Raw genomic sequence first — 22,630 nt, forward strand, 5'->3', positions numbered from 1 at the left:
CGACCTGACGGGCTCAAGACGTCGTGCAAGGAGAAGAAGATGCAGGATCAGAGGCGCTGGAAGAACAGGCCTGACGGTTCGAACTGGGGCGATTTCGGTCCCGACGATCAACTCGGACGACCCAATCTGATCACCTCGGAACAGGTACTGAAGGGCGCGCGCGAGATTCGCGCGGGCTTGAGTTTTTGCCTGTCCCTGCCGCTGGATTATCCCGGCGACAGCAAGCTGAACGTGCGACGTCATCCGCCGGTTTTGCGGCCCACGACGAAGGACGGATTGCCCTACGTGAACTTCCCGTTCGCGCGCATGGAAGAGCAGGCGACCGACGTGGTCAGCGACGACCAGGTCCTGATGAGCCTGCAATATTCCACCCAATGGGACTCGCTCGCGCATGTGGGCGCGCTCTTCGACGCCGACGGCGACGGCGTGGCGGAAAGCGTCTACTACAACGGCTACAAGGCGAATACGGACGTAGTCGGACCGATGGAATATCGTCGCGACGACGCGTTTGCGCCGCACGCCTGCGGTAACGAACATAGCCACGCGGAAGCGCTCGGCATCGAAAATCTCGCGGTAAAGGGCATGCAGGGGCGCGGCGTGCTTGTCGATCTCGTGGCGCATTACGGGCGTGAGCATCGCACCGTGGGTTACGACGACCTGATGTTCGCCATCGACGCCGACAACGTGCAGATAGATCGCGGCGACATGCTGCTACTGCGGACGGGCTTCGCCGAACTGGTGCTGGAAATGAACCGTCATCCCGATGAAGCCGTGCTCAACAGCCAGTGTTGCGCGCTCGATGGCCGCGATCAGCGGCTGTTGCAATGGCTGACCGATTCGGGCATTGCGGCGCTGGCCGCAGATAACTACGCGGTCGAGCGTTATCCCGCGCGTCCGGCGGAAGGTCGCTATCCGCTGATGCCGCTGCATCACCACTGTTTGTTCAAGCTCGGCTTACCGCTCGGTGAGCTTTGGTATTTGCGCGATCTCGCGGCATGGCTGCGCGCTAACGGACGGTCGCACTTCATGTTGACAGCGCCGCCGCTGCGTTTGCCGGGCGCGATGGGTTCGCCCGTGACGCCGATCGCAACCGTCTGATTTCATAAAGTACACGACATGACACGAGAACGAGTTTTGATTACCGGCGGTGCGGCCGGAATCGGTGCAGCTTGCGCCGAGCGCTGTGAAGCGGACGGCTTCGAAGCTGTGGTGATCGACCGTGTGGGCAGTGGTTTTATTGCTGACCTTTCGGATACCGACGCAACGGCGAAAGCGCTCGATCAGGCGCTCGCCGGCGGTCCGATCACCCGGCTGATCAATAACGTCGGCGTGGTGGTGCCGGCCGGCGTGGCAGAGCAAAGCATTGAGGAACTCGAACTCGCGTGGTCGCTGAATGTGCGTTGTGCGATGCAATGCATGCAAGCGCTGCTGCCGGGCATGCAGGCAGCGGGTTTCGGCCGTATCGTCAACATGTCTTCGCGCGCGGCGCTGGGTAAGGAATTACGCACCGCGTATTCGGCGACCAAGGCCGCGTTGATCGGCATGACGCGTGTATGGGCGCTCGAACTCGGCTGTCATGGCATCACGGCGAACGCGATCGGCCCAGGTCCGATCCGTACTGAACTTTTCGATCGTGCGAACCCGCCGGACAGTCCGCGTACGCGAGCCATTGTGGAGAGCGTCCCGGTGAAACGCGTGGGTACGCCCGAGGATATTGCGCATGCTGTGTCCTATTTCCTCGATGCCCGCAGTGGTTTCGTCACCGGCCAGGTGCTCTATGTGTGTGGCGGCATGACGGTCGGCGTAGCAGGAGTTTGAGATGAGCACGCTTGAAATCCGGCGCGTGGCCATCGTGGGGGCGGGGAGTATTGGCGTTGCGTTCGCCGTGGTGTTTGCACGCGCGGGCTGGCCCGTGCGCCTGTTCGATCCAGATGCGGCACGCCGTGATGCCGCGCTAGGAGAGATCGCACAGCGCTTGAACGAACTGGCGCGCTTCGGTTTGCTCGATGAAACTGTGGACGCCGTGGCGGCACGCGTCCAGATGACAACGTCGGTGGAAACAGCGGTTGCCGGCGCCGATCTCGTGCAGGAATGCGCGCCCGAGCGAGTGGACGTCAAGCGCGCATTGTTCGCGCAGTTCGACGCGGCTGCTCCCGCGACGGCGATCTTTGCGAGCGCTTCATCTGCGTTGACGGCGTCGACCTTCGTCGGCGATCTGCCGGGGCGGCATCGTTGTGTGATCGCGCATCCGGGGAATCCACCGTATTTGATTCCCGTTATCGAGATCGTGCCCGCGCCTTTTACTGCGTCGCACGTCACCGAACGCACGATGCAACTTTTCCGCGATGCCGGCCTGCAACCCGTGCTCGTATCGAAAGAGGTGGAGGGTTTCGTTTTCAACCGGCTGCAGGGTGCGGTGCTGCGCGAAGCGTATTGCCTCGTGCGCGACGGCGTGGCAACGGTCGAGGACATAGACACGGTCATGCGCGACGGTCTCGGCTTGCGCTGGTCCGTAATCGGTCCGTTCGAAACGGTGGATTTGAATACCCGTGGCGGCATAACTTCGCACGCGCAGAAGATGGGCCCGGCATACGAACGGATGGGCGCCGAACGCGGCCAACACGATCCATGGACGCCGGAGCTCGTCGGGAAAGTGGCTAAGGCACGACGTGCGGTAGTACCGCTCGAACAATGGGAAGAGCGCGTGGCATGGCGCGATCGCGCTTTGATGGCGCTAGCCCGCCACCGGAAGTCAGCGGTTTCAGGCAGCGATTCCTGACGGTTGATCGGACAGAGCAGTTTGCTTAACTAAATAAAACATAGAGACATTAGCATGCAGAAAATAACGGGATTCTTCACCGAACTGATGCGCAAATATTTGCCCGATCCGTTCGTATTTGCCATCGGGCTGACGCTTCTCACCATGGTCCTCGCCGTACTCGTGCAGGGTCAGGGCATCGTGGCGCTTACAACAAGCTGGGGCAAGGGCTTCTGGACGCTGCTTGCGTTCACCACGCAAATGGCCGTGATTCTCGCGATGGGTTACGTGCTCGCCACCGCGCCATTGACCGAGCGGTTTCTCGACCGCATCGTCATGCGGGTGCACGATCCGCGCACGGCGATCATCGTCGCGACGCTGGTGGGTGGGATCGGCAGTTATCTCAACTGGGGCTTTGGGCTGGTGATCGGCGGCATTGTCGCGCGCAAGCTGGCGTTGAGCGTGAAGGGCGTGCATTACCCGCTGATCATCGCGTCGGCGTATAGCGGCTTTACGCTCTACGGGCTCGGTTTGTCGGCGAGCATTCCCGTGCTCATCTCCACCAAAGGCCACCCGATGGAAGCGCAGATGGGCGTGATTCCGCTCTCTGAAACCATCTTCTCGCCGACCATGCTTATCACCAGCCTGGTCGTGCTGATCACGTTGCCGCTGCTCAATGCATGGCTGCATCCGAAGCCGGGCCAGCCGGTAACCGAGATCGACCGTACGCTTGAAGATGACTCGCGAGCAGATAAGCCGGCGCTTCCTGCCGACGCCGCCGATGACCGCACACTAGCCAGCCGCCTCAACAACAGCCGCGTGCTGAGCGGTTTGATCGGATTGATCGGCGTGGTCTACGTGGTGCTGTATTTCCACGGCGGCGGCTCGATGGATCTGAACCTGATCAACTTCATCATTGTGTTTCTCGGCATCATTTTGCTGGGCACGCCGATCCGTTATGTGGAGAAACTCAACGAAGGCATCCGCACGATCAGCGGCATCATCCTGCAGTATCCGTTTTATGCGGGCATCATGTCGATCATGGCATCGTCGGGACTGGTCAAGACGTTCTCCGAGTTTTTTGTCAGGATCGCGACGCCGCATACGTTGCCGTTCTGGGGCCTCATTAGTTCGTTTTTCATCAACTTCTTCGCGCCGTCCGGCGGCGGCCACTGGGTCATTCAGGGACCGTTCATGATCGAGGCGGCAAAGGCGATTGGCGCGTCCGTGGGTCATACGGCGACGGCGGTCATGCTCGGCAATGCCTGGAACGACCTGATCCAACCGTTCTGGATTTTGCCGGCTCTCGCGTTGTCGAAGCTCAAACTGAAGGACATCATGGGCTATACCGTCATCATGATGTTCTGGATCGGTATTGTTTATACGGTTGCGATCCTTGCATGGGGCTAAACGGCCCACTTACCTTCCGGAGGTTCGATCATGTTGTTCCTGGTTCATATGGTGGTGCAGATCCCGCTCGACGCCGACACCGAGCTCACCAATCGCCTGAAGGCGGACGAGAAAGCGTTCTCGCAAAAACTGCAGCGTGAGGGGAAATGGCGCCACTTGTGGCGCGTGGCCGGGCAGTACGCGAACTACAGTGTTCTGGACGTCGAATCCAACGACGAACTGCACACGTTGCTCAGTTCGCTGCCGCTCTTTCCCTATATGGCGATCCAGGTCACGCCGCTTGCCCAGCATCCGTCGGCGATCGCACAGAACTGATCCCGATAACAGGAGGTGTGGTGCCGTTCATTATCGAAACGTGGGACAAGCCCGGTCACGCGCCGATGCGCACACGGGAGCGCGACGTGCATCTGGCGTATCTCGACGCCAATAAGTCGCTGCTGCTTGCGTGCGGTGCGAAGCTCGAGGACGACGGCAGTAACGCGGGCGGTGGCCTGTATGTTGTCGATCTCGACACGCGCGAGGAAGCCGCGCGTTTCATCGCAAACGACCCGTTCGCGCTTGCCGGTTTGTTCGAGCGCGTGACGATTACCCGCTGGCGTAAGGCTTATGTAGACGGCAAGGGTTATTTGTAGGCCGTCCTGCGTCGATTTCGTGCGCCTCGTCATGCTTCGGTGGGTAGCCATACCTCCAACCCGATACAACGAGCCGTGTGACGCCTGGCAAGCGGAAGATTCTTTCAACGCCACTTCGGTAAGCTGACCATTCTGCGAGCGGTCTTAGCGCTGCCGCTTACTTCCCGTTTTCTTCCCCTTGGCCCCCCGGCCGCGCTGCTTCAGCGCAGAACCGTGGTGAACAGCAGACGTTTGAAGCCTTCTACCGGAGCCGGATTACGTTGCGCCTTTGCCAGCAAAATGGCCCCTTGCAACGACGACACAACGAACTGCGCCAGCTCGTCACAATTCGTTTTCGGCGGCAACTCGCCCGCTTCTACCGCCGCGCCGAGACAATAAGCCACGCACTTCTGCACTTCCGCGAATATCTCGACCACCCGGGTACGAAGCACCTCGCTGTGATCGCTTGCTTCGACCGCGAAGTTTCCGAACAAGCAGCCATTCCTGCTGTGGTTCCGGGTGAGATGCGCAATGTTGGCGTCGATGTAATCCTCAAGTCGCCGTAGTGGCGCAAGCAGGTCGTTGCATAGCGTTTCGCGGATCACTTCGCGGCTGTCGGCGAAATAAAGATCCATGACTTCCAGGCCGAACGCTTCCTTCGACGCAAAGTGATTCGTGAACGAGCCTTGCGGCACGCCGGCGGCCTGAACGATGTCCCGCACGCTCGCTCCGCCGAAGCCTCGTTCGTGGACGACCTTGAGGCCTTCGGTCAGGATCTTCGTGCGATGTGATGGTCTTGGCATAGTGAAAATATTGTACGGTCGTACATATTGGCGGTCAAGATTTCCGCCGGCCGGCGCAACCATCACTTGACATCAGAAGTGTAGGTGACTTTAATACGGACAGACGTATTATTTTAGAATGATGCGACTGCTCATCGATTCGCGTTCACGCGCGCCAAGGGAACACACGAATGGAGTTGTTCGATCGTTGTCCGTTGCTATCCGGGCAGGGCGCGCATGCCGGTGGCAACGCGCCGTGTTGTTTCGGAAGAACCGGATGTGGCGGAGTTGGTGAGTTGAAGCTCTAATGCGTCACGCGGGCGCACGGCAAACAAATGCGCTTTCCGATACGCTGCAGTATTCATATGTAGCTGCTATTCAACAACGCTTGAGTCCGTTCACCGTTGCCTCAAGGAGCACGAAGCCATGCAGACCAAAACAGTCAAGATTCCTGGCCCTGATCACCCCATCACGATCGAGCCTAACCCCGCGCGCATCACCGTTTCTATCGGCGGGCGGGTTATTGCAGACACGCGTGAGGCGCTGACGTTGCGTGAAGCGTCGTACCCCGCGGTTCACTACATTCCGCGCAAGGACGTCGACATGTCGCTGCTGCAGCGCACGGACCACGCGACCTATTGCCCGTACAAAGGCGACTGCGCCTACTACAGCATCCCGCTGGGTGGCGAACGTTCCGTGAACGCGGTGTGGACTTACGAGGACACTTATCCCGCGGTTGCGCAGATCAAGGACCATCTGGCGTTCTACACCGATCGCGTGGATACGTTCGACGTGCACACAGCCGGTTGACACTGACACACCGTGTTCGCCAATGAGATTGAACGCATTGGGGTCTCGGCACGCTTACCAAACACTGACGACTGATCAAGCCGTTTTTGCGTCGATTGCCGTTTGTGCACGCTTTCGCCATTCGACGTATTTTATCGATGACGCTGCGTCCACGAACGAAGCGTTTGCCTCGCCGTCGGGGCGCTTTTGTCAACGCTAAAACGGAGCTTTATGACCACGCAACGTCGCTTGCGGCTTGGCGCTTTCATGCGCCCGGCCACCATTCACACCGGGGCCTGGCGTTACCCCGGCGCGTTCCCCGACGCGAACTTCAATTTCGCGCATCTCAAGCGTTTTGCACAGACGCTGGAGCGCGGCCGGTTCGACGCTTTCTTCATGGCAGATCATCTTGCCGTTCTCAACATGCCCACCCAGGCGTTGAGGCGAAGTCACACGGCCACGTCGTTCGAGCCGCTCACGCTGTTGTCGGCGCTCGCAGCGGTGACCGAGCGCATTGGCCTGATCGCGACGGCGTCCACTACCTTTGACGAGCCTTATCACGTCGCTCGCCGCTTTGCCTCGCTCGACCATCTGAGCGGCGGACGCGCGGGCTGGAATCTGGTCACCACGGCCAACCCGGATGCCGCACTCAACTTTGGTCTGGACGAACACGTGGAGCACGGCGAGCGTTATAAACGAGGCCGGGAGTTCTTCGACGTCGTTACCGGCCTCTGGGATAGCTGGGCCGACGACGCCTTCATTCGCGACGTTGAAAGCGGGACCTTCTTCGATCCCGCCAGGATGCATGTGCTGAACCACAAGGGCGAGAACCTGTCGGTGCGCGGGCCGCTCAATATTGCGCGGCCGGTGCAGGGCTGGCCGGTGATCGTGCAGGCGGGGTCCTCGGAAGCGGGGCGTCAGATTGCGGCCGAGACGGCGGAAGCCGTGTTCACGGCGCAGACCACACTAGCCGACGGTCAACGGTTTTACGCCGATGTCAAAGGCCGCATGGCGAAGCTCGGCCGCAATCCGGAACACCTCAAGATTTTGCCGGCGGCGTTCGTCGTAGTTGGCGACTCGTTGGACGAAGCACGGGAGAAGCGCGCGCGTCTCGACAGCCTCGTGCATTACGACAGCGGCATCGCCTCGCTTTCCATCCTGCTTGGCCACGACGTATCCGGCTTCGATCCCGACGGTCCACTGCCCGAGATCCCTGAAACCAACGCAAGCAAAAGTAGCCGTGAGCGCGTGATTGAATGGGCCACGCGCGACAAGCTCACGATCCGCCAGCTAGCGCAGCGGGTCGGCGGTTATTCGGGGCTTGAAATGATCGGTACGCCAGCGATGATCGCGGACCAGATGGAGCAATGGCTCGTGGAGGAGGGGTCGGACGGCTTCAACGTGATGTTCCCCTACCTTCCGGGAGGCCTCGACGATTTCGTCGACAAGGTCGTGCCAGAATTGCAGGCAAGAGGAATCTTTCGACGTGAGTACGAGGGTGTCACTCTTCGGGAGAATCTTGGGTTGCCGAGACCTGAGAACCGATTTTTCAAGGCTTGAGGGGTGGACGGCGCCTTGTGTCCGGGGCGCCATATCGAATCAATACGGCGTTCCTAGGTCATTATTTCGTATACCTAATTTATATTCAGGCACAGCGTCAAACCGGCCAGCGATCGGTCCAACTCGGTTCTGCATTAAGATTGATGCCCGGGGGTGCTCGTAGCCGCCCCATCACAGGACAAACGCAGGTCATGGGACATTCACAGGCAGAGAAGGCAGCAACGCATCAGCGGATCGTCGACGTGGCAGCGCGGCGCTTTCGGGAACTTGGGCTGGACGGCATTGGCGTCGCCGATGTCATGAAGGAAGCCGGCATGACAGTCGGCGGTTTCTATAAGCATTTTGAATCGCGTGATGAACTCGTGACCGAGGCACTCGGTGCTGCGTTCACGAGCCTCGATGCATGGGAAGCACGTGCAGAAAACCTTGCGCAGGCGGTGCGTGATTACCTGAGCGAAGCGCATCGGGATGCGCCTGGCAAGGGCTGTGCATTGGGCGCGTTGCTCGGCGACGTCGGGCGCAGCAACGAAGCCACGCGCGATGTGTTCACGGAGCGCGTCAAACACAATCTCGCGTTCTCCGAGGGTTTGCTCGACATCAAGGATCCGGCCGAACGCCGCGCCCGCGCAATGCTGCAAATGAGCGCCTGTCTTGGAGCGATCGGGTTGGCGCGAGCGGTGTCGGACCCGGTTTTATCGAAGGAGATTCTGGATGGCGTCGCTGGGCAACTGATTCCCTTGTTGCCTGGGCCACCGGACTGAACATGGCGTCGAAGTCAGCGGTGCCGTGGCGAGGCGCGCGCTGCGTTGGTAGAAACAAGTCTTGAAGCAGTGCGGTCAATCTATTACATTCGACGCGTTGTCTGCGTGTCGATGTCGGCCATCGGGCATGAGTCTGGTGGCCGGTAATCGAATACAAAATCGTGCTCTTTGGAGACTGTCGATGAAAGTAGTTAACCTGATTTGCGTATCCACAATCCTGCTTGGCGCGTCCGGCATGGCCGCTGCCCAGAGTGGTGGTGGCAACGGCAACGGCGGCTCGGGTGGCGGCAACGCGCACGGTGCGGCAACGGCCGGTCCAACCATGGGCGGCGACAATGTATCCACGCCCGGCAGTTCAAAGGGCAAGCTCCACTTCAAGCACAAAAAGAAGCCGCCAGTAGCCCCCGCGCAATGACGCTTGACGTTAGAATTCAGCCGCCGATTACGTCAGCTAAGTTACGTCGATTAAGCGGCGGCGAACACAAAGGGCTGTTGCGGTTCGGTAAACCGGCCGCGACGGCTTTTTTTTGACCTTTCCACTCGGACAGAAGACGCAACGCCTGGAAATGTTCATGTGCGCCGGCCGGACGTCCCGCGGGACCCAGCCGACGAACGACTTTTCAGCAATTGCTCCGAAGTCGCACGCCCCGCGAAGCGGCGCTGGCCGGCGAGAGTTTGTCCGTTTTTGATCTCGTTAAGCTTCAATCGCCGTGCGCGTGTGTTATTTCCGCGGGTTAGTATCGATCGTGCCGTTGCGGGCGCGTTTATCGGGCTTGCGAAGATTCCGAAATCGATTTTTCAGGTGAAGTTTGAACTCCACGGAGCGGCGTTGCTCGAACGTGGGCAAACAGTGCGCGGTGCCATGATCTGGCATTATGAAGGCACGTCAGGGATTAGCAGAGCCTGCGTGGCTGCTTCCGTGTTATTGAGCGGTAAGAAACGGAAGCATTCGGTCAGCGCAAGCCGTTGCATTGGAATTCGCCGAAGCTAGGTAGCGAGCCTGCTGCCGCACATTGTTTAATGAATCAAGATTCCGGTGGATGTCTGCCGGAACAGTCCGAAATACTAACGTCAGGTCGAATGAGAATGGCTACAGAACCCCAGCAGCAAAGTCAGAGCGACGTGCTGAACGCCGCTCGCAAAGAGCGCAAGCGTGTCGCAATTTTCCTCGTGAACGGGGTACGGCTGGTTGGCCACATCGAATCGTTCGATCAGTATCTGGTTATGCTAAGCTCGGCCGCCGGCATCCAGGCGGTCTACAAGCATTCGATTTCGACCATCCAGGAAGACACCGGCAAAGCTTTCACCGCCGGAACGGCGCGTACCGGTGCGGGCGCCCCACGGGACGGAGATTCAAAGCGTCCTGTTGCCATATCCCACAAGCGGCGCTTGCCGACGAACATTGGCGGCGAATAAAGCCGCCTTGAATAGCGCGTCGGGCAGACCGGCGCGTGAACCACGGCTATTGAGGGAAGAATCGGCCTTGGGTTGTGGCGGATCGGTGAAATGCCAGCTGTGCGGCGCAATTAGAGCGGACACTCAACATCCGGCTCTTTGCCCAATGGCCCCCGAAATAATGGGTTAGGCGGGTGGCTTAAGTGGTGCGAGTCTGGCAACTTTCCGGGCCGGAAAGATCACTGCAACTCAGCGAACGCTGACCCGTTCTGCCCAAAGCACGTAAAAAAGGCGAAGCCCGATTCGGGCCTCGCCTTTTTTGTTGCGTAATATTGTCACCGTTTCGTCACAAACTCCGCGTGCCGCCGGTTAACCGTTGTCATCGTCCAGAGGGCGATTTCTTGCGCATCACCAGGACTGCACGCCGGCCGGCGTGCACGATGTCTTCACGATGTTTCTCCTCAGGAACCGGGCGTGTCGCCAGATCGAGCGCGTTGACAACCGATTCGAGCCGCGTATCGGCCGCAACGTCCACGCCGTCCACCTTGACCTCGGCATCTGCGGCCAGCGCATGCCGCACGTCCACTGTGCGGCACCGGACGTCGAAACCGACCGCGCGGATGATCGTCTCGCGCGTCTTCCAGAAGGCTTCGGCCGAGCGGGTCATCGGCCGCATGGCGACGTATTCAATAATCACCGGATAACCGCGCACACGCGGGTAAGCCGCAAGCAACTGGCCGGAACGGACGTACTGCGTGTAACGATCGATCTTTTTGGTCAGCAGCGCAAAATGCGTGGCTTCGTCGTCCCAGTCGAGGTCGTCGAAAATGCCGACATACACCCGCTTGAACAAAATGTTCACGCCGACGTAATCGATTGTGTCCACGTCGAGAAGAGACATGGTATTTCCCCAGCGCCCGATGCCGGACAAAGATTGCAGGCGCGTATTGTAATGGACTGCGTCATCCTAAATAAGTACGCGGGGCATGATTGCAACAGTGTACGACCATCAAGCTTCACATCGTCCGACAAGCTTTGAAATTGATTGTTTTGGTGCACATCTTAAACCGATATCTTGAAATAGGAGGATACCTAAAAATAAGCTAGATCAATTGACAGGTTTCATCTCGAAAAACAAACTGGATTCACGTTATTAAACAGTTTGTGCGATTGGATCGGACGGCGCATGAGCAGACCCTGATTTGTCCGGCAGGAGCAACACCATGAAATCGAAGTCAAGAAAACTCGGCAAATCCTTTAAGTCCGCTCTCATTGCAGCCGCATCGTCGATGGTGATGACCGGCGCATTCGCCGCGTCTATCGACGGCACCACGTCGGTGCGTGTCGGCGAGAAGGTGCAGTCTGTGGATGTGGCCATGCATCAGGTCACGGTCGTCAATGCACAAGGCGCGACTGAAGCGTTCCAGATAGGCAGCAACGTGGCTAACCTAGATCAACTGAAAGCCGGCACGAATGTGGTCGGCGTAACCCAGCGCGCGATCAGGTTGACGGTACTCGACTCGTCGTCGTTGGTGGCGACCCCGTCGCCGGAGGGCGATCAGACGGTGGCCAGCGTAGCGCGCGTTGACCGCGAGCGCGGCGTGATGACGCTCAAGGACACGCAAGGCGCCGAGCTGACGGTCCAGGCAAATTCGCCAAAGGCAGCAGCCACGGTCGTCCCGGGCACGCGTGTGCTGGTCGATGTCGTCAGCCCGACTCCGCTGGCGTCAGGCCAGGCACTCCGGTAAATCAGTCGGATTCGTCCGATAGCCGTTGATCCGTCGAAACTTCATGATGCGCACTTCGTTGGTGATCCGGATCCCCGCTGGATGACGAACGGCGAATCATCCGGGTAAAACCGGCTGGTTTCGAGCTTCTCCGGAAGCGCGCTGACGCTGCAATCAAGGTACCTCTGCGACCAGGCGTCATCGCTCAAAAAATCCATTCGGCGCAAGCCGGATGGATTTTTTTATGCGTCGCGCATAACCGTCCGGTGGGAAAAAACGCGTTGTTTGGGGCCGCATGCAAAAATCCGGCGTTGCTCTCGGCGCCGTTTCGATATAGCAGACTTGCGGCTGTTCGTGGCCGTGGTGGAAACAGGCAGCATCACGCATCGCGCGACGCACGTGAACCTTGCGCTCGGTTCTGCAAGTGGTCGCATCAAGCAAAATGGAAGAAGCCGTCGATGTGCCATTGCTCGCGCGTTGCCGCGTGGCTGCGGAACCGACGGTGTTGTCAAAGCGTGAGTCGGCGAGCAGAACGACACAGGGCATTGTCACGGTGGAGACGATTAAAATTAATCAGGATAGCAAAATAGTTATAACATTCGAACGCACGATGCTGATCTACAAACCCGACCATTCACCGGAAGAAGCCGTCAACTACTGATGCAGGTATTTGCTTAGGGAACACAAGCATGAACGTCAGAATGCAAGTTGAAGAGATGTACCAGAGCAAGCTGACATCACCGGAAAATGCGGTGGCTGCATTGCGCAGCGATTCGTCGATCGCACTTGACATGGCGATGTCGCAGCCGCCCGCGCTGCTCGAAGCGCTCCGTGCGCGTGCGGTGCGACGGCTGATCGTGGAAGTGAATCCGAACATGCTGCGCGTGTTTGGCGACTCGCTGCTGCACGTGTCGGAAGTCGATGCAATCGTAGAGTCGAATCAGCCGTTGCCCGAGTTGAGGCCGAAGGCCGCGACCGAACGCGACCGGGCGATCAGCGCGAGCATTGCCGAACGCGGTGTGCAATGCACTGGCGAGCCATCGGCATCTGGGAATTCATACGGAATTGCTCATGCCCGGGCTCGTCGAGCTGATCCATCGGGGGTGGTCGACAACTTGCGCAAGACGCTTAATCGCGGCAAAGCCGCATTCAATCGCTATCACAGGATCATCGCGGAACATCTGGCGCTGCCGGACAATGAGAGCGCGATGTGCGGGATGAGCATCGGTCACGCGGATCCATCGCAGCCCGAAAATGCGCTGGTCGGCAAACGCGAAGCGGTCGACAACTTCGTACGCTTTTTGACGTGACGAAAATGGTGCATCGGCGGGTAATCGTGGAGTGAACCACCGGTCTGGCACGCGCCCCGACTTGATCCATCCCGTAAAAAAGGCGGCTTACTGCTTTAGATCTTGCGGATGTGCTACACGTTTTTACAAAGAGTTGGTTAAGATACCCACGCGTGCCCGCTGGTTCACAAACAAGGTCTTAGGCGCGGGACCTTCTGGCACGTAACGAAGCATGCAGGTCCAGCACGACAAACGCGGCGGACGCCGAGTGCGCCACCGCTCCAAAAAAGAACCGCTTTTCGTGGAGAATCTCGTTATGTACCGTATCCGCATGGCTGCAATGGCTCTTGTCGTATCAGTTTCGATCGCCGGGCTCACCGTCCCTGTCGCGATGGCGCAAACCGCCGCTTCCGACATGGGTGCTTCCGCAACGAAGCAGGAGCAGAAGGCGCAACGCAAGGCCGCCCGCAAGGCTGCCCGCGCCAAGAAGAACGCCGAACTGAAGGATCTGGAAAAGAACGGCTACCAGCCGGGCGGCGACCAGACCAACTATCCGCAAAACATTCAGAATGCGGAGAAGAAGTCGGCGGCAGCTAAGGCCAAGGCGGCTTCCGCGCCCTGAACGAGGACTCTGATCGTAGTCTGATCGCATGAAAATAACCCGCTGAAAGCGGGTTATTTTTTGCTCCGCAGGGTGACCGTGCGAGCGATCCGCTAACTGATTTCTTGCGGTTTCAAGCGGAGTTGCCCGGTCACACTTGCCGTCGCCTTCACGAAGTGTGAGGCTTGACGAACCCTTTATGGCATGCGCGTTTCAAGCCGTATGACTCCGGCCCACGCACCGGCAGGCTTTTTGGCGAACCGGTAGAATCGGATGCCGTTTCAGACCGCGTTTGTCTTCAGACGTATCCGGTCGCCAGCTTCAATCCCGGTCTGAACACTCCGGCTTCACCTTCTACCAGGCGGTCTATGCGACGTTCCGCGTTTTTCATCCGCGTAATCGGTATCGGGATTCTGTTTCATGTGTATATCGGCGTGCGCCTCATTCCGGCCGCACCCGTCGGTGCACCGCTGCGATGGCTCGCAGTGCTCGCACTTGTGGCGTCCTGCTTGCTGATTCCCCTCGGCATGGCCGCGCGCAATGTCAGCCAGCAGCCGCTGTCCGATCGCCTTGCGTGGATCGGCCTGCTCACCATGGGCTTTTTCTCCTCGCTGCTGGTGCTGACGTTTCTCCGCGATATCGTGCTGCTCGTTTTGCACCTGATCAGCAGCGTGCAAAAGGACATCGGCGGCTGGCCTGCCTTCATTGCCTGGAGCGCGCTTGGCGTGCCGCTGCTTGCGGTGCTGGCCACGCTACTTGGTATTTACAGCGCCCGGCGGCGTGCCGGGGTGAAAAATGTCGACGTGCCTATCGACAACCTGCCTGCCGCGTTGCACGGTTTCACCATCGTGCAGATCAGCGATATTCACGTCGGCCCGACCATCAAGCGTCATTACGTCGAAAAGATCGTGGCCGCGGTCAACGCGTTGACACCGGACCTGATCGCTGTGACGGGCGATGTAGTCGATGGTTCCGTGCCGCATCTTGCCGCCCACACTCGACCGCTGTCGGATCTGAAAGCGCGGCACGGCGCATTTCTGGTCACCGGCAATCACGAGTATTACGCGGGCGCGGACAAATGGATTGCGGAATTCCGCCGGCTTGGGCTGAAGGTCCTGATCAACGAACATGTGGTGGTGAATCACGACGGCGCGCGTGCGGTCGTGGCCGGCGTGACCGACTACGGCGCAGGCAGTTTCGACCCGGCGCACAAAAGCGATCCGGCCAAAGCCATGCTCGGCGCCCCTTCCGACATTGCGTTTCGTCTCCTGCTGGCCCACCAGCCGCGCAGCGCGCCGGCTGCATCGAAAGCGGGTTTTACGCTGCAATTGTCCGGTCATACGCATGGCGGCCAGTTTCTGCCGTGGAATTTCTTCGTCCGGTTACAGCAGCCGTTCGTTGCGGGACTCGAGAAGCTCAACAACTTGTGGGTTTATACAAGCCGCGGCACCGGCTACTGGGGACCGCCGATACGGATCGGCGCACCGTCTGAAATTACCCGTTTGCGTCTGGTGAACGGGAGCGGCGTCCATCCGGCCTGAGCGAGGGGTTCGGCCGGCATTCTCGAAAGGGATGTCGGCCTCGCGTCGAGTTTGTGTTGAATCGGAGCGGTTATTATAAAAAATAGAATAAATCCGGGTTTTTGAATATTATCGCCGATTGCTTGATAATCAGTAATTAATGCGGTTTCGTGGACAACGCTCTGGTGTGCGCTGTATAAATAGCGCTCGCACCTTAATGCGCTGGCGCTTCTGAATTGAATTAATCATTCAATTCGGTGCGCGATTTAATTCACATTCGCCCGGAGAAACTGCATGAACGCAAAATGGACTGTGGCTTTATCGCTCGCCTTATTAACGGTGACTGTGCATGTCGGCGCGCAAACCGATCAGCAGCTCTCCAGTGCCGCCATACAATCCTTGCAGAGCACGCCTCCGAAGCAGATCCAGGCGCAGATTGCCGCCATCGATTCGGGTACGCGGACCTTGACGCTCAAAGGCGCTAAAGGCCGGGTAATTCCGATAGTGGTCGGCAAGGAAGTTACGAATTTCGACACCTTGAAAACCGGCGATCGCGTGGATGTTTAGATCAGGAACGCGATACTGGTCAAGGCGGTTAAAGCTTCAGCCAAGGATGATGGATTGGGAAAACGGGTCGATACCGAGGTTTATGCACCCGCATCCGGTTCCGAGGGATTTGGTGCGGTACACGAAGTCGAGGTTATCGCAACGGTGCAGAGTATTAATCAAAAGAAGAAAACAATTACCCTGCGTGGCCCGTGGCATACGGAGACATTCGATTTAAGCTCCGATATAGCCGCTTATAAACTAAAAGCGGGCGATACCGTTCATGCCGTAATGATTTCAGCAACGGCAGTGGAGCTCACGCCCACGGCGAAATAATCCACGGGTGTGATGAGCGTCGGGAAACTGCCGCTGAAATGCGGATCAAAACCGCGCCGGCCGTGACGAGCGCACACGCCAGCACGCGCCGTGCGGTCGGGTAGATCCTCGAGAACGGACGCGTGGCGGCGCACGGTCCGGCAGAGCAGTTGAAGAATGACTGCCGATGAAGGCGGCGTATCTGGGGGAGAGCTCGTAAGCATCCGGCATACGGCAAGCACGAGCTTCAGCCCACCGCGTTTTACATCGGAACCGCCGCGACTTCCCTCACGGATTCCGCGTGGCTGTTGCCGCGAATGTAGTGTTCCAACTGGGTGATCGTAAATTGTTGCTCGGCGATCAGGTTCTTGACGAGATCGCCAATCGACACCATGCCGATCAGCAATCCGCCGTCGATAACCGGAAGATGACGTATCCGGTTTTCCGTCATGAGCGCCATGCATTCGTCCGTCGTTTGATTCAGGCGAACGTAGCGGATGGCTTTCGACATGACCTCACCGACCGGCGTCTCTTTTGACGATCGGTCGTGCAACACGATCTTGCGGGCATAGTCACGCTCGGTCACGATGCCGGTGATGTGCTCCCCGGACGTGACCACGAGTGCGCCGATTTGTTTATAGGCCATCAGCTTGATGGCATCGAAGACACTTGCCGATGCCTCGATTGTATGAAATGTCTGATCTGTTTTCGAACTCAGCAATTGCGCGACTGTTGTCATCATGTGCCTCAATCAAGAAATAGGTTTGAGCGGCTGCTCGTGGTGCATTTGCATCTGCTGCACTCGTCATTCGTCAGTCAAAGTCGAACAGGTCACCGAGAAGCGACTTCTTCTTTTTGTACGGATAACGCCGGTCGCGATAATCGTCGTCGCTGTGACCGTGGCGACGATCATGGTCGTTGTAGTGCCGCCTTTCATCATGGCGACGCTCGGCCCTCGTACTCGCCAGAGCCGCTACCGGTTGCGGAGCAGATTCGCCTGCCGCGCGCTCGATTAGTTTGTCGAGTTCACCACGATCCAGCCACACGCCGCGACAGGCCGCGCAATAGTCGATCTCTATGCCCTGGCGATCCGCTATCAGCAGATCCGGCGTCTTGCACACTGGACATTTCATTGCCTTGCCTCCTTCTTCAAACACCTTAGCGAAGCCTTAATGTATCGGATGTAGGCTTAATGTAAAATTCGTATTTTAGGTGTCGATACTTCGAGAAAACCGATGGTTTCATCGTTGCGGCGAGGGCATGAATGAACTTCAAGCATTTGTATTATTTCTGGGCCGCGGCGCATGCGGGCGGCATTGCGCGTGCCGGCACGCAGTTGCACATCACGCCTCAAACCCTGAGCGGTCAGATCAAACTGCTTGAAGACGCGCTCAATAAAAAACTCTTCAAGAAGAGTGGCCGCAATCTCGAACTGACGGATGCGGGCCGGCTCGCGCTTGATTACGCTGACGAAATTTTTTCGCTGGGCGCCGAACTGGAAAGCGCGGTCAGGCAGGAGAAGGAAGCCGCGAGGACGCAACTGCGCGTTGGGGTCGCGGATTCGGTTCCGAAGACGGTGGCTTATCGGTTGCTCGAGCCGGCATTGAACCTGTCGGATTCACTGCGGCTGATTTGTCATGAGGGCAAGCTGCATGCGCTGCTGTCGCAACTGGCTGTGCATCGGCTGGATCTGATTATTGCCGATGCGCCGATCCCGCCCGACGTGAACGTGAAGGCATTCAATCATTCGCTTGGCCGCTCGACGCTCAGTTGCTTTGCACCGAAAGCCTTGGCGGCACGCGCCGCCAAGGCATTTCCCGCGTCGCTAAGCGACATGCCGGTGCTGTTGCCCGGCACAGAGTCAGCAGTCCGAAGGAAGCTCGATCACTGGCTGAAGTCGCGCACGATATCGCCGCGCATTGTCGGAGAATTCGACGACAGCGCGCTGACCCTCGCGTTCGGCCGCGAAGGGCGCGGCGTGCTTTTCGCGCCAACGGTCCTGGCGGCACAACTCAGACGTGAGCACGGTTTGATCGAGGTCGGGCACATCGATACCATCGTTGAAGAGTTCTTCGCCATCTCCATCGAACGGCGGATCAGCCATCCCGCCATCTCGTCGATCATGAGCACGGCGCGAAGCAAACTGTTCAATGTGTAAGGCCAAACCTCAAACGTTCGATCTTCCACGGCCGCGCATTTCCAATCCGCGAATAAAAAAACCTTACATTACGTTTAACTTTCATCTATAAATGCTATACGTGTTGCGGACTGCCATGTCACGCATCACGCCTCTGCCCGCCAGGCTTGCCTGCGGGCTTTTTTTTTCCCTGCGTGACAATCGGAAAATTACTTTCATATTTCTTTCGGTATTAACCCGATCTGGTAAAAACCCTGTCAATTCTTTCGTTTTACTTACTTGATATATCACATATCATTCATTCCATCGCCATCTGAAACCAGAGGCAGGCGATGACGGAGACGTCCATTCGGCGTCCCGAATACAAGGCAGCGAATGCCAAGGAGACAGTGATGGAAACGAATCGCCAGGTGGGAGCGTCGCGGCTAGCGTCGCCATGGGTGCAGCTCGTGTTCGGCGTGATCTGCATGGCCATGATCGCGAACATGCAGTACGGCTGGACCCTGTTTGTGAATCCAATTGATGAAAAGCATCACTGGGGCCGCGCGGCGATTCAGGTAGCGTTCACGATCTTCGTGGTGACGGAAACCTGGCTGGTTCCTATCGAAGGTTATCTCGTCGACAAGTACGGTCCGCGTCCGGTCGTGGTGGCGGGCGGCTTGCTTTGCGCCATTGCATGGGTGCTTAATTCGGTTGCCGAATCGTTGCCGATGTTGTACTTCGCGGCAGCTGTCGGCGGCGTCGGCGCGGGCGCCGTGTATGGCACGTGTGTCGGCAACGCGCTGAAGTGGTTCCCCACTCGCCGCGGTCTGGCTGCCGGTATCACAGCGGCCGGTTTCGGCGCGGGGTCGGCCGCAACCGTCGTGCCGATCGCGCACATGATCAAGAGCAGCGGTTACGAAGCCACCTTCCTGTGGTTCGGTCTTGGGCAGGGGCTCGTCGTGTTCTTGCTCGGGATGGCATTGTTCGCACCGCCGGCCAGCCTGCTGGCATCGGTCAAGAGCGCCTTGAAGAGCGCGGTCTACAACGCGACGCCGAGGCAGGTCGTGAGCTCACCTATCTTCTGGGTCATGTACCTCATGTTCGTCATGATGGCGGCCGGCGGCTTGATGGCTACTGCACAACTGGGTCCCATTGCGAAGGACTTCGGCCTGCATGACTCGCCTGTTTCGCTGCTCGGTCTGACATTGCCTGCGCTCACGTTCGCGCTGACTATCGACCGGGTTCTCAACGGGTTGACCCGGCCTTTCTTCGGTTGGATCTCGGATCGCATCGGCCGCGAGAACACGATGTTCATGGCGTTCGCCATCGAGGCGATCGGCATCTTGCTGCTGTCGAAATATGGGCAGAGCCCGGTGGCGTTCGTGGTGCTGACGGGCATTGTTTTTTTCGCCTGGGGCGAAATCTACAGCCTCTTTCCGGCCACTTGCGGCGATACGTTCGGGCCAAAATTCGCAGCGACCAATGCGGGCCTGCTCTACACGGCGAAGGGGACGGCAGCCTTGCTCGTGCCGTTCAGCAGCGTGATTACCGCGGCGACCGGTAGTTGGCACGCGGTGTTCATGCTGGCGTCGGGTATGGCCGCGGCGTCGGCACTGCTCGCGCTATTCGTGCTCAAGCCGATGCGGCAGGCTCACAGGCAGAAACACGCATCGGCGGCAGTCGACATGCCGTTTGGTTCGGTCTTGAAGGAGTGACGCGGCGGCTGGCAGAAGCCAATGTGTCGTTAAGCCTTGCTCGTTTCCAATGAAGAATGGCCGGCGATGAAGTCGGTCGTTCGTTATTTCCTGCCGACGAGATAACAGACGCCTTCGGGGCCGTAACGCTCGCTATGTGTTTCGTTCGCTTTCAGATGGAACACATCGCCTGCCTGATAGCGCGTTTCCTTATCGGCGATGCGCAGCGTCAATTCACCTTCAAGAATCAGTGCCTTGGCTTCGAACGAATGTGCGTGGTCGTCGAGAAACGCGCCGGCTTCGCGCTCCACCAGCACGGTTGTCTGAAAACCCTCGCGTGCGAGCATTTCGATGAAATCGTCGCGTTCCATGATCGTTCCCCTTTTCTCCGGGCTTTCCTCATCCACTAATATAAGCGTCGGCGCGAATTGTAATGTTTCGTCGGGAGCAACTTCCCGCTTACGTCCTTATGTCCTTACGTCAGCCGCGCGACCGTTCCCGGATCCGGCTCCCCACCGAAATACATGTTCAACGCCGTTTCAAATGGTGTCTTGTCGCGGGCGGCGTGGGCAAAAAGCGTCATCGATGAATGGAATTTCAGGTCGTCGGGGTAACCGAAAATCTGCTCTACCGAGCGGCCTTCGAGCGTGTTCACGATCTGCGTAAGCACCAGCAAACGCTCGCCGAGCACGGAATGCTCGAGGTACGCCCGCGCCTCATCCACCGATGAAATCGCGTACCGGCGCGCCATCTCGCTGTGGCCCAATCCCTGGATCTGCGGAAACACGAACCACATCCAGTGCGTGCGTTTTTTGCCGGCCGCGAGCTCGGCCGTCACCGTTTCGAACAGCGGGTCCTGGGCATCGATAAAACGCTGCAAATTAAAAGGATCAGGATCGGTCATGGCGGCCTCCGGGGTCTTGCTGGGTCTTGCTGGATCTTGCCGGAAAGCGCTGCAAGCCACGTTCCCGCTACGTTTCCGTCGCGTTCGGCGGCAACGCGGGCCCACTTGCAATCCCGGCCGTCTGCGAACGATATGCCGCTTTCTGCTATCTTCACGGCCATGCAAAACATCATCGAAATCTCGAATCTCTCGAAGAGCTACGCGTCCGGCTTTAAGGCGCTGAAAAACGTCACGCTCGGTATTCGCCGTGGCGAAATCTTCGCATTGCTCGGGCCGAACGGCGCCGGTAAAACCACGCTGATCAGCATTGTGTGCGGCATTGTGAATCCCACGGAAGGCACGGTGCGCGTCAACGGTCACGGCATTATCTCCGACTACCGGGCGGCGCGCGCGATGATCGGCCTCGTGCCGCAGGAGCTCACCACCGACGCCTTCGAGTCCGTCTGGGCGACCGTTTCATTCAGCCGTGGCCTGTTCGGCAAGCCGCCGAATCCAGCGCACATCGAAAAAGTGCTGAAATCGCTGTCGCTGTGGGACAAGAAGGACAACAAGCTGGTCACGCTGTCGGGCGGCATGAAACGCCGTGTGCTGATTGCCAAAGCGCTCGCGCACGAGCCGGAAATCCTGTTCCTCGACGAACCCACTGCGGGGGTCGACGTCGAACTGCGACGCGATATGTGGAATCTCGTGCGCGGCCTGAAAGCGAGCGGCGTGACGATCATCCTGACGACGCATTACATCGATGAAGCAGAGGAAATGGCCGACCGGATCGGCGTGATCAGCCGCGGCGAGATCATCCTGGTCGAGGAAAAAGCCGAACTGATGCGCAAGCTGGGCCAGAAGAAACTCGCGCTGCAGCTGGAAGACGAGATCGAGCGGATTCCCGACGGCTTGAATGCTTACCGCCTCGACCTGTCCGCCGACGGCAACGAACTTACCTACACCTACGACGCGAAGGACGAACCGGGACGCATCATTACGCTGTTGAAAGATCTCGCCGATAACGGCGTCAAGTTCAAGGACCTGCAAACGACGCAAAGCTCGCTGGAAGACATTTTCGTGAGCCTGGTCGGAGAGAAGAAATGAATATTCACGCCATCCGCGCGATCTATATATTCGAAATGGCGCGCACCTGGCGCACCATCATGGGCAGCATCATCTCGCCGGTGATCTCGACGTCGCTGTATTTCGTGGTGTTCGGCGCGGCGATCGGGTCGCGCATTCCCGAGGTGAACGGCGTGAGTTACGGTGCGTTCATCGTGCCGGGGCTCGTGATGTTGTCGCTGCTGACGCAGAGTGTGTCCAACGCGTCGTTCGGCATCTATTTTCCCAGGTTCACCGGGACCATCTACGAACTGCTGTCGGCGCCGGTGTCGTATCTGGAGATCGTGCTGAGCTACGTTGGCGCGGCCGCCACCAAGTCGATCATCCTCGGCCTCATCATTCTCGCGACTGCACGCTTGTTCGTGCCGCTGCACGTCGATCACCCGTTCTGGATGATCGTGTTCCTGCTGCTGACGGCGGTGACGTTCAGCCTGCTGGGTTTTATCATCGGCATCTGGGCGGACGGGTTCGAGAAGCTGCAGGTGATTCCGCTGTTGATCATCACGCCGTTGACGTTCCTCGGCGGAAGTTTTTATTCCATCGATATCCTGCCGCCATTCTGGAAAGCCGTCGCGCTGTTCAACCCGGTGGTGTATCTGATCAGCGGCTTTCGCTGGAGTTTCTACGGTACCGCCGACGTCAGCGTCGAGATCAGCCTCATCATGACGCTGGTATTTCTCGCGGTGTTTATCGGCGTGGTCGCGTGGATCTTCAAGACAGGCTACAGGCTGAAATCATAGGGAGC

27 protein-coding genes and 1 pseudogene are annotated in these 22,630 nt (G+C 58.5%); 22 read left to right on the forward strand and 6 right to left on the reverse strand.

The features are described 5' to 3' along the window. Positions 1-39 precede the first annotated feature (39 nt). Genes EOS_RS06430 through EOS_RS06455 form a run of 6 tightly spaced genes read left to right on the forward strand, consistent with a single transcriptional unit; the run spans position 40 to position 4,800 of the window. Positions 40-1,098 carry a cyclase family protein gene (locus tag EOS_RS06430; protein WP_047845773.1) on the forward strand — a complete coding sequence of 353 codons (1,059 nt, stop codon included), beginning with the start codon at positions 40-42 and terminating at the stop codon, positions 1,096-1,098. Positions 1,099-1,116: 18 nt separating this feature from the next. Then, positions 1,117-1,818, forward strand: a complete 702-nt coding sequence (locus EOS_RS06435; RefSeq protein ID WP_047845774.1) for an SDR family oxidoreductase — start codon at positions 1,117-1,119, stop codon at positions 1,816-1,818. 1 nt (position 1,819) lies between these two features. Continuing rightward, positions 1,820-2,779: a 3-hydroxyacyl-CoA dehydrogenase gene (locus EOS_RS06440; protein ID WP_047845775.1), complete on the forward strand. Its 960-nt coding sequence runs from the start codon at positions 1,820-1,822 to the stop codon at positions 2,777-2,779. A 54-nt stretch (positions 2,780-2,833) separates the two neighbouring features. After that, positions 2,834-4,168, forward strand: a complete 1,335-nt coding sequence (locus EOS_RS06445) for a short-chain fatty acid transporter (protein ID WP_047845776.1) — start codon at positions 2,834-2,836, stop codon at positions 4,166-4,168. 30 nt (positions 4,169-4,198) lie between these two features. After that, positions 4,199-4,483 (forward strand): muconolactone Delta-isomerase, encoded by a 285-nt coding sequence (gene catC, locus EOS_RS06450; protein WP_047845777.1) that lies wholly within the window; start codon positions 4,199-4,201, stop codon positions 4,481-4,483. A gap of 20 nt (positions 4,484-4,503) precedes the next feature. Continuing rightward, the gene (locus tag EOS_RS06455; RefSeq protein ID WP_047845778.1) at positions 4,504-4,800 is read left to right on the forward strand and encodes a YciI family protein; all 297 of its coding nucleotides are present in this window, start codon (positions 4,504-4,506) and stop codon (positions 4,798-4,800) included. A 200-nt stretch (positions 4,801-5,000) separates the two neighbouring features. Here the strand turns inward: EOS_RS06455 and EOS_RS06460 are convergent, their stop codons facing one another. Beyond that, positions 5,001-5,582: a TetR/AcrR family transcriptional regulator gene (locus EOS_RS06460; protein ID WP_047845840.1), complete on the reverse strand. Its 582-nt coding sequence runs from the start codon at positions 5,580-5,582 to the stop codon at positions 5,001-5,003. Positions 5,583-5,987: 405 nt separating this feature from the next. Here EOS_RS06460 and EOS_RS06465 point away from each other — a divergent pair, with 405 nt between their 5' ends. From EOS_RS06465 to hfq, 5 genes are all read left to right on the forward strand, one after another. Then, positions 5,988-6,371 carry a DUF427 domain-containing protein gene (locus EOS_RS06465; RefSeq protein WP_047845779.1) on the forward strand — a complete coding sequence of 128 codons (384 nt, stop codon included), beginning with the start codon at positions 5,988-5,990 and terminating at the stop codon, positions 6,369-6,371. Positions 6,372-6,581: 210 nt separating this feature from the next. Then, positions 6,582-7,910, forward strand: coding sequence for an LLM class flavin-dependent oxidoreductase (locus EOS_RS06470; RefSeq protein WP_047845780.1), 1,329 nt, complete (start codon positions 6,582-6,584; stop codon positions 7,908-7,910). Positions 7,911-8,101: 191 nt separating this feature from the next. Beyond that, complete coding sequence (locus EOS_RS06475; RefSeq protein WP_047845781.1) at positions 8,102-8,671, forward strand: TetR/AcrR family transcriptional regulator; 570 nt, start codon at positions 8,102-8,104, stop codon at positions 8,669-8,671. A 181-nt stretch (positions 8,672-8,852) separates the two neighbouring features. After that, on the forward strand, positions 8,853-9,086 hold the full coding sequence (locus EOS_RS06480; RefSeq protein ID WP_047845782.1) for a hypothetical protein: 234 nt from the start codon (positions 8,853-8,855) through the stop codon (positions 9,084-9,086). Between the two features lie 671 nt (positions 9,087-9,757). After that, a complete protein-coding gene (gene hfq / locus EOS_RS49155) occupies positions 9,758-10,087 on the forward strand; it encodes an RNA chaperone Hfq (RefSeq protein WP_053063781.1) in 330 nt (109 codons plus the stop codon). Between the two features lie 358 nt (positions 10,088-10,445). Here the strand turns inward: hfq and EOS_RS43450 are convergent, their stop codons facing one another. Continuing rightward, complete coding sequence (locus EOS_RS43450) at positions 10,446-10,967, reverse strand: DUF6572 domain-containing protein (protein ID WP_053063782.1); 522 nt, start codon at positions 10,965-10,967, stop codon at positions 10,446-10,448. A 322-nt stretch (positions 10,968-11,289) separates the two neighbouring features. On the opposite strand from EOS_RS43450, the gene EOS_RS06500 reads away from it, so the two are divergent. From EOS_RS06500 to EOS_RS46105, 7 genes and pseudogenes are all read left to right on the forward strand, one after another. Further along, positions 11,290-11,814 carry a hypothetical protein gene (locus EOS_RS06500; protein ID WP_047845784.1) on the forward strand — a complete coding sequence of 175 codons (525 nt, stop codon included), beginning with the start codon at positions 11,290-11,292 and terminating at the stop codon, positions 11,812-11,814. A gap of 421 nt (positions 11,815-12,235) precedes the next feature. After that, positions 12,236-12,454 (forward strand): hotdog family protein, encoded by a 219-nt coding sequence (locus tag EOS_RS49160; RefSeq protein WP_053063783.1) that lies wholly within the window; start codon positions 12,236-12,238, stop codon positions 12,452-12,454. Positions 12,455-12,482: 28 nt separating this feature from the next. Further along, positions 12,483-12,944 (forward strand): annotated as a pseudogene (locus EOS_RS06510) (acetyl-CoA hydrolase/transferase family protein); the annotation flags it as partial. Positions 12,945-13,314: 370 nt separating this feature from the next. Then, entirely contained in the window at positions 13,315-13,704 is a 390-nt protein-coding gene (locus EOS_RS06515) for a DUF4148 domain-containing protein (protein ID WP_326972904.1), read from the forward strand. Between the two features lie 347 nt (positions 13,705-14,051). Further along, entirely contained in the window at positions 14,052-15,224 is a 1,173-nt protein-coding gene (locus EOS_RS06520) for a metallophosphoesterase (protein WP_047845785.1), read from the forward strand. Between the two features lie 273 nt (positions 15,225-15,497). Continuing rightward, positions 15,498-15,770, forward strand: coding sequence for a hypothetical protein (locus EOS_RS45585; RefSeq protein ID WP_053063785.1), 273 nt, complete (start codon positions 15,498-15,500; stop codon positions 15,768-15,770). Positions 15,771-15,824: 54 nt separating this feature from the next. Continuing rightward, entirely contained in the window at positions 15,825-16,085 is a 261-nt protein-coding gene (locus EOS_RS46105) for a hypothetical protein (protein ID WP_152693086.1), read from the forward strand. A 241-nt stretch (positions 16,086-16,326) separates the two neighbouring features. On the opposite strand, the gene EOS_RS06530 is transcribed toward EOS_RS46105, so the two are convergent. Next, complete coding sequence (locus EOS_RS06530) at positions 16,327-16,803, reverse strand: CBS domain-containing protein (RefSeq protein WP_047845844.1); 477 nt, start codon at positions 16,801-16,803, stop codon at positions 16,327-16,329. A 73-nt stretch (positions 16,804-16,876) separates the two neighbouring features. Further along, a complete protein-coding gene (locus EOS_RS06535; RefSeq protein WP_047845786.1) occupies positions 16,877-17,197 on the reverse strand; it encodes a TFIIB-type zinc ribbon-containing protein in 321 nt (106 codons plus the stop codon). Between the two features lie 131 nt (positions 17,198-17,328). Here EOS_RS06535 and nhaR point away from each other — a divergent pair, with 131 nt between their 5' ends. Both nhaR and oxlT read left to right on the forward strand, forming a co-directional pair. Continuing rightward, positions 17,329-18,222, forward strand: coding sequence for a transcriptional activator NhaR (nhaR, locus tag EOS_RS06540; protein ID WP_047845787.1), 894 nt, complete (start codon positions 17,329-17,331; stop codon positions 18,220-18,222). A gap of 371 nt (positions 18,223-18,593) precedes the next feature. Further along, complete coding sequence (gene oxlT / locus EOS_RS06545) at positions 18,594-19,898, forward strand: oxalate/formate MFS antiporter (RefSeq protein ID WP_047845788.1); 1,305 nt, start codon at positions 18,594-18,596, stop codon at positions 19,896-19,898. 83 nt (positions 19,899-19,981) lie between these two features. Here oxlT and EOS_RS06550 read toward each other — a convergent pair whose 3' ends face one another. Both EOS_RS06550 and EOS_RS06555 read right to left on the reverse strand, forming a co-directional pair. Beyond that, positions 19,982-20,248, reverse strand: a complete 267-nt coding sequence (locus EOS_RS06550; protein ID WP_047845789.1) for a cupin domain-containing protein — start codon at positions 20,246-20,248, stop codon at positions 19,982-19,984. A gap of 104 nt (positions 20,249-20,352) precedes the next feature. After that, on the reverse strand, positions 20,353-20,781 hold the full coding sequence (locus tag EOS_RS06555) for a DUF1810 domain-containing protein (RefSeq protein WP_047845790.1): 429 nt from the start codon (positions 20,779-20,781) through the stop codon (positions 20,353-20,355). Positions 20,782-20,940: 159 nt separating this feature from the next. Here EOS_RS06555 and EOS_RS06560 point away from each other — a divergent pair, with 159 nt between their 5' ends. Together EOS_RS06560 and EOS_RS06565 are read left to right on the forward strand one after the other, a co-directional pair. Then, positions 20,941-21,867 carry an ABC transporter ATP-binding protein gene (locus tag EOS_RS06560; protein ID WP_047845845.1) on the forward strand — a complete coding sequence of 309 codons (927 nt, stop codon included), beginning with the start codon at positions 20,941-20,943 and terminating at the stop codon, positions 21,865-21,867. Continuing rightward, positions 21,864-22,625: an ABC transporter permease gene (locus EOS_RS06565; RefSeq protein ID WP_047845791.1), complete on the forward strand. Its 762-nt coding sequence runs from the start codon at positions 21,864-21,866 to the stop codon at positions 22,623-22,625. Before EOS_RS06560 ends, EOS_RS06565 begins: the two co-directional genes overlap by 4 nt. The last annotated feature ends 5 nt before the right edge of the window (positions 22,626-22,630 follow it).

Origin of the sequence: Caballeronia mineralivorans PML1(12), assembly GCF_001028175.1 — a bacterium.
Lineage (GTDB): Bacteria > Pseudomonadota > Gammaproteobacteria > Burkholderiales > Burkholderiaceae > Caballeronia > Caballeronia mineralivorans.

Excerpts from the sequence above, each read along its gene's own strand:
- EOS_RS06430 (WP_047845773.1), top strand. The coding sequence starts at position 40 with ATGCAGGATCAGAGGCGCTGGAAGAACAGGCCTGACGGTTCGAACTGG.
- EOS_RS06435 (WP_047845774.1), top strand. The coding sequence starts at position 1,117 with ATGACACGAGAACGAGTTTTGATTACCGGCGGTGCGGCCGGAATCGGT.
- EOS_RS06440 (WP_047845775.1), top strand. The coding sequence starts at position 1,820 with ATGAGCACGCTTGAAATCCGGCGCGTGGCCATCGTGGGGGCGGGGAGT.
- EOS_RS06445 (WP_047845776.1), top strand. The coding sequence starts at position 2,834 with ATGCAGAAAATAACGGGATTCTTCACCGAACTGATGCGCAAATATTTG.
- catC (WP_047845777.1), top strand. The coding sequence starts at position 4,199 with ATGTTGTTCCTGGTTCATATGGTGGTGCAGATCCCGCTCGACGCCGAC.
- EOS_RS06460 (WP_047845840.1), bottom strand. The coding sequence starts at position 5,582 with ATGCCAAGACCATCACATCGCACGAAGATCCTGACCGAAGGCCTCAAG.
- EOS_RS06465 (WP_047845779.1), top strand. The coding sequence starts at position 5,988 with ATGCAGACCAAAACAGTCAAGATTCCTGGCCCTGATCACCCCATCACG.
- EOS_RS06470 (WP_047845780.1), top strand. The coding sequence starts at position 6,582 with ATGACCACGCAACGTCGCTTGCGGCTTGGCGCTTTCATGCGCCCGGCC.
- EOS_RS06475 (WP_047845781.1), top strand. The coding sequence starts at position 8,102 with ATGGGACATTCACAGGCAGAGAAGGCAGCAACGCATCAGCGGATCGTC.
- EOS_RS06480 (WP_047845782.1), top strand. The coding sequence starts at position 8,853 with ATGAAAGTAGTTAACCTGATTTGCGTATCCACAATCCTGCTTGGCGCG.
- hfq (WP_053063781.1), top strand. The coding sequence starts at position 9,758 with ATGGCTACAGAACCCCAGCAGCAAAGTCAGAGCGACGTGCTGAACGCC.
- EOS_RS43450 (WP_053063782.1), bottom strand. The coding sequence starts at position 10,967 with ATGTCTCTTCTCGACGTGGACACAATCGATTACGTCGGCGTGAACATT.
- EOS_RS06500 (WP_047845784.1), top strand. The coding sequence starts at position 11,290 with ATGAAATCGAAGTCAAGAAAACTCGGCAAATCCTTTAAGTCCGCTCTC.
- EOS_RS49160 (WP_053063783.1), top strand. The coding sequence starts at position 12,236 with ATGGAAGAAGCCGTCGATGTGCCATTGCTCGCGCGTTGCCGCGTGGCT.
- EOS_RS06515 (WP_326972904.1), top strand. The coding sequence starts at position 13,315 with ATGCAGGTCCAGCACGACAAACGCGGCGGACGCCGAGTGCGCCACCGC.
- EOS_RS06520 (WP_047845785.1), top strand. The coding sequence starts at position 14,052 with ATGCGACGTTCCGCGTTTTTCATCCGCGTAATCGGTATCGGGATTCTG.
- EOS_RS45585 (WP_053063785.1), top strand. The coding sequence starts at position 15,498 with ATGAACGCAAAATGGACTGTGGCTTTATCGCTCGCCTTATTAACGGTG.
- EOS_RS06530 (WP_047845844.1), bottom strand. The coding sequence starts at position 16,803 with ATGACAACAGTCGCGCAATTGCTGAGTTCGAAAACAGATCAGACATTT.
- EOS_RS06535 (WP_047845786.1), bottom strand. The coding sequence starts at position 17,197 with ATGAAATGTCCAGTGTGCAAGACGCCGGATCTGCTGATAGCGGATCGC.
- nhaR (WP_047845787.1), top strand. The coding sequence starts at position 17,329 with ATGAACTTCAAGCATTTGTATTATTTCTGGGCCGCGGCGCATGCGGGC.
- oxlT (WP_047845788.1), top strand. The coding sequence starts at position 18,594 with ATGGAAACGAATCGCCAGGTGGGAGCGTCGCGGCTAGCGTCGCCATGG.
- EOS_RS06550 (WP_047845789.1), bottom strand. The coding sequence starts at position 20,248 with ATGGAACGCGACGATTTCATCGAAATGCTCGCACGCGAGGGTTTTCAG.
- EOS_RS06555 (WP_047845790.1), bottom strand. The coding sequence starts at position 20,781 with ATGACCGATCCTGATCCTTTTAATTTGCAGCGTTTTATCGATGCCCAG.
- EOS_RS06560 (WP_047845845.1), top strand. The coding sequence starts at position 20,941 with ATGCAAAACATCATCGAAATCTCGAATCTCTCGAAGAGCTACGCGTCC.
- EOS_RS06565 (WP_047845791.1), top strand. The coding sequence starts at position 21,864 with ATGAATATTCACGCCATCCGCGCGATCTATATATTCGAAATGGCGCGC.